This window comes from Bradyrhizobium sp. (assembly GCF_035570375.1).
Lineage (GTDB): Bacteria > Pseudomonadota > Alphaproteobacteria > Rhizobiales > Xanthobacteraceae > Bradyrhizobium.
Window position 1 is genome coordinate 1 of sequence record NZ_DATMLW010000054.1, and the last position, 4,940, is coordinate 4,940.

General features: G+C 60.5%; 4 protein-coding genes and 1 pseudogene. 2 read left to right on the forward strand and 3 right to left on the reverse strand.

Translation table 11 applies throughout. The features are described from left to right. Positions 1–16 precede the first annotated feature (16 nt). Both VNX23_RS06230 and VNX23_RS06235 read right to left on the reverse strand, forming a co-directional pair. Positions 17–637 (reverse strand): response regulator transcription factor, encoded by a 621-nt coding sequence (locus tag VNX23_RS06230; protein WP_325628310.1) that lies wholly within the window; start codon positions 635–637, stop codon positions 17–19. Positions 638–641: 4 nt separating this feature from the next. Then, on the reverse strand, positions 642–2,711 hold the full coding sequence (locus tag VNX23_RS06235) for an MASE1 domain-containing protein (RefSeq protein WP_325628311.1): 2,070 nt from the start codon (positions 2,709–2,711) through the stop codon (positions 642–644). A 252-nt stretch (positions 2,712–2,963) separates the two neighbouring features. On the opposite strand from VNX23_RS06235, the gene VNX23_RS06240 reads away from it, so the two are divergent. Next, the gene (locus VNX23_RS06240; RefSeq protein ID WP_325628312.1) at positions 2,964–3,317 is read left to right on the forward strand and encodes a DUF1153 domain-containing protein; all 354 of its coding nucleotides are present in this window, start codon (positions 2,964–2,966) and stop codon (positions 3,315–3,317) included. Between the two features lie 76 nt (positions 3,318–3,393). Continuing rightward, positions 3,394–3,715: pseudogene (locus VNX23_RS06245) on the forward strand (IS6 family transposase); the annotation flags it as partial. 221 nt (positions 3,716–3,936) lie between these two features. On the opposite strand, the gene VNX23_RS06250 reads toward VNX23_RS06245, so the two are convergent. After that, positions 3,937–4,848 carry a sulfite exporter TauE/SafE family protein gene (locus tag VNX23_RS06250; protein ID WP_325628313.1) on the reverse strand — a complete coding sequence of 304 codons (912 nt, stop codon included), beginning with the start codon at positions 4,846–4,848 and terminating at the stop codon, positions 3,937–3,939. Positions 4,849–4,940: the final 92 nt, after the last annotated feature.

The window sequence follows — 4,940 nt, forward strand, 5'->3', positions numbered from 1 at the left end:
CGGATAAACTGAGGCACTAACCCGGGATCACTGTATTAGTGGTCGTCTTGGCATTCATTATTATCCCCATACGGATCAGGTCCGAGAGACTTCGTGCTTGTAGCTTCTCGGCGATGTGGGCGCGATGCAACTCGACGGTGCGAACACTGATGCCAAGCTGGCGGGCGATGACCTTGTTTGGCTCCCCCGAGGCAACCCGCTCGAAGACCTCGCGTTCGCGGGGTGTCAATAAGGCCACGCGGATCTGCAACGTGGCGCGTTCGAGACGCTCTTCGTACGCCCTATTATTCCAACGCAATGCGCGCTCGATGCTTTCGAGCAGGGCGTCCTCGCGCAGCGGCTTCTCGATGAAATCGAAGGCGCCGGCCTTCATCGCCGCAATTGCCAGCGTAACGGTGCCATGTCCGGTGATGAAGATAACCGGGATACGCCAGCCGCGGACATTGAGCTGCTGCTGCAGTCCAAGCCCGGTCATCTGCGGCATCCGTATATCGAGCAACAGGCAGCCGCCACGTCGCGGGTCGTACTCTTCGAGAAACGAGCGCGCCGATGGCAACGCTTCCACACAATATCCGGCCGCGCGCAGCATAAATCTCAGCCCTTGCCTAACGGCGGCATCATCGTCGACGACGAACACCCTCTTATCCGGCATCGGTGCTCGCTTCCGCCTCGGCTGTCGGCAGGTCGAAGATGAAGATCGCGCCGCAACGAGCGCCGCGAACCATTCGGAGGCTGCCGCCATTTAACTCAATGATCGAGCGACTGATCGAGAGCCCCATCCCCATGCCGAGCGGTTTGGTCGTTACGAAAGGTTCGAAGATCGTGCCCGCAACCTCGGCGGTGACCCCTGGTCCCGAATCGGTCACCGAGATCTGCACGGCGTGGTTGCCTTTGTGGCGGGCCTCGACGACGATCGACCGCCGCTCGGTGTTCGCCGCTTCAATCGCATCCATCGCGTTCCGTAGCAGGTTCAGCAGCACCTGCTCGATCTGGACCCGGTCGGCCCAAACGGCAGGCAGGCCTGGATCGATCCTCGTTTCGATCTCGATCTCCTGCTGCACTGCCTCCGCACGCGTCAGACTTAGGGCGGCGCCGATCAGGGGCTTTACCTCGGTCAGGCCTCGGCGGTATTCGCCGCCGCGGACAAACTCGCGGAGGTGATCGAGGACGTCGCCTGCACGCTCTGCCTGCTGCACGACTTCCCCTATTCCTTCGTGCAGCAACGCAGGCTCGGTTATTGGCCCGGTCAACAGCCGTAGGCAGCCCCGTCCGTAGGCGGTGATCGCGGTCAAAGGCTGGCTCAGCTCGTGCGCCAATCCCGCGGCCATTTCACCGGCCAGCGAAACCCGCGAGACGTGCGCCAGCTCCGCTTGATGCTCACGGTATCGAGCTTCGGCTTTCCGGCGCGAGGTGATGTCCCGTATGACGATCGTGTAATGTTCCGCGCCCAGTAGGTCGAAGCGGCCAGCGCTGAATTCGATCGGGAATGTGCTTCCATCCGCCCGCCGCGCATCGAGCTCCAAACAACCCATCTCGGAGGCCGGTGCATCAGCGGCGAGCTTCAGCCGGTGAAGCAGATCGGGTGGACCCTCGACCAGTTCTGAAACATTGTGTCCGATCAGTGAGTGGTTCGGACGCGAGAACAGCCTTTCGACCGCCGGGTTGATCGACTGGATGCGCCCGCGCGCATCGATCGTAAGGATGCCGTCCCGCGCCGTGTTTAGGATCGCTGTCCGGCGTCCTTCACTGTCGACCAGGGCAAGCGACAGGCGGCGGCGCTCGCTGACGATCACTCCGAGCATCAGGCCGGTCGCAGCCAATGCGAGCATCAAAAGCTGGAAGGCTCGGAGGGTAAGCTCCGAATGACCCTGAATTTCGAACCCGGCGATCAAGCCTATCTGGATCGTCAGCACCGCCCAGCTCGCGCCGGGTAGACCATGACGCGTCGCGATCCAGATGAGTGGCAGGAATAGAAGGTAGAAAAGCCCGAGAGGGTGATCGCCACCGATTCCCGAGAACACCGCTGCGAGCGCCACGACAATACTCGCGCTCTGCGCGGCAAACTCGATGAATTGAGGTGAGGCCTTGTCACGATCCGGTGCAGCCCGTTGTTTAATTCGCTCGTGTAGCAGAAGCAGTGGAGGGACGAGCACGACAATGCCGATTGCATCGCCGATCCAAAAATGAAACCCGGCCTCGGCGAAACCGCTCCATGGGACAATCCCGGCAGCGGCGCAGATGGCGACAAAACCGTTGGCGACGAGCCCCGAACTGATGATCGTCACGATTAAAAGCTTGACGACATCCGAGCTTGTGCGAATTCCGGCCTGCAGGCCAGCATGCCGCAATATTGCGGCGGCTCCCGTATAGCCGCCGGTAACCACGAGCGATCCCAGGAATACCAGCACCGGGAAGACAGGCGCGATTGGAAGCGTAGCGCCCGACAACAGTTCGGCGGCCAATACCAGCGGGGCGTAGCGGAGCCCCTTGATGATCAGCAAGGCCATCGCGAGACCCGTAGACGGATTCCACGGTGTGATGCCGATGCCGTGCAGTGCCCCGATAAAGCTTAATCGATCTAGCGTCAGATAGAGCGCAATGTAGGCGATCGACAGCGCTGTGGCCCGCCAGGCATGGCTGGCGCTGCAACCGATCCGAGCGGCCCACTCTTGCGCACGCGTGATATCGTCGACAGCCTCTTCTGTTGCCATGGTCAGGTTTCCCCGATCATCGGTCCTCCGATCGCATGCCCTGGCAGGCTCACCCACCAAGTGCTGGCCGGGCTAGCTCGCGAGAGCGGCAAAGCAATCCGCGATGTGATCGTTTGCCGCACCCTCACCTTGCCTCAACCTGCAGCGCAACCGCCATACGTGTTCGCACGTATAGTCCGGCACACTAACGAGCCTAGTATTTGAGGAATGTCGAACAAAGCCGCCCGGCCCGAGTCACAATCTTGCGCGGTCATGTGCTTCGACACGCCGTCAGTTTTGATTGAGAGCGAGTCGATCGGGCGACCGGAAACGGAAGCCCGATATCGTGATGGGCCCCGCGTCCTCGGCAAGGCTACATCGAGAGACGAGGAGGATCTCGTTTTGCCGCCGCCGGAGACCAAGCGGTGGACGTCTCGTCGCAAGGCCGCCATTCTTGTGGCCGTGCGGGCCGGGGTCATCACTCGCGAAGTAGCGTGTCAGCGCTATCTCCTCTCTGAGAAGGAACTCGCCGGTTGGGAGGTGGCGTTCGACCGGGCCGGTATTCCCGGCTTGCTCGCGAGGAAGCTCCACTCATACCGCCGTCGGCCTCGTCACGGTAACGATTAGGCCGCGTGAGGGCACCGTCAACTTGGTGGACCCTGGGGTACTTGCGGCGACGGATCGGGGTGAGTAATCGGATGGGATGACGACACCCGCTCGCGCTCGCTACACCGGGCATCGGTTCCCGGCCGAGATCATCGGTCATGCGGTGTGGCTGTATTTCCGCTTCCCGCTCGGTCTTCGCATGGTGGAGGAGTTGTTGGCCGCCCGCGGCATCATTGTCAGCCACGAAACCGTGCGGCAGTGGGCACGCAAATTTGGTCAGCAGTTCACCAACCGGATCCGTCGGCGTCTTCCCCGTGTCGACGACAAGTGGCATTTAGATGAGGTCGTGCTCAAGATCGCCGGCGTGAAGCACTGGTTGTGGCGCGATCAGACCGGCATCGTGCTTGATGTGCTAGTGCGGAACTCGGGACATAGCACGGCGAAAAACCTGCGGACCCTGGCACTCGATCGGGCGAGTCCGGTACCAGTGCAGCATGCCGACGCGTTTCAGGCGCTGCTGTTCCCCGGTCGGGCGCTCCAGGGACTAGCGCGGCCGAACCGGGGCGAGCCGGCAGGCGGCACAGGAAGGCGTTCTGGCCGGTGTCGGTGTCTCGATCACGACTTTCCCGTGGCAGGAAAATCAGGAAGAACGGGCATGAGGCGGTCTCTGAAACATCAGCCACCTCGCGCGGGACCGAGGGTTCGAGGCCACCTGCTGTATCGTGAAAAAGACATACAACAAATAGACATCGATCAAAATGGTGACTGCCATGACGCTGTAGGCCCACGGGCTCTGCATCAACTTCAGATCGATCAACACCCGGGAGAAACCGAAGCCGACGACCCAGGCATCAAAGCTCATGCATATTCGGCGAAACGTTTCGGGAACCAGCCGGCGGATGAAATAGGTGCCAAGCGGTATTCCAACCACAACGCTGGGAATCAGCGTCAATAACAAATTCTCACTTTCCGCGACAAACAGGCCAAGGTGGTAATACACGAGGGCGGTCACGCTCGACTCAGCCACGCGAACCAAAGCGAGACCGGCCCGAAACTCGTTTTTGACCAAGCCTTGATTGTTGAACAAAATGGCCAACGGGGGTCCTGAAATGGTCGTTACCGAATACAGGATGCCCAGCGCCGATCCAAAAGGGAGACCGACCAGCCATGTCGACCGGATTGGCCTCCGCCACCCGGCTGCCTGAAGCAGGATGAGGGGTAAAATAACGGTGTAGGTGCCGAGTTTGATCCAGCCAGGATGAAGCGAAGCAAGAACAGAGGCTCCGACCGCGATGCCGGGCAGCAGCCCGATGAGAATGGGAACCACTCTTTTCCATACAGCCCGAACGCCGTTCAGATTCATGAGCAGCACGTACAAGTTAATAAAGACTTCGATCACAACGACGGCGGGATTCAGAACGCGATTTGCATAAAAAACGAGCGCGACTGGCACGGTGAGTGACGAAAACCCGTAGCCAAGGGCACCATTTACAAAGGCAGCAAACAAAGCCATCCCGGCAAGAACGATCACGGCGGTGTCAAGGGGAGGCATCTTCAGCTTCTCCAATTACCGGCGAGCGGGCACGTGGCGCGGTATTATGCACAACCATCGCGACCTCTGATACCCGCTGCTGAGCGTCTCTA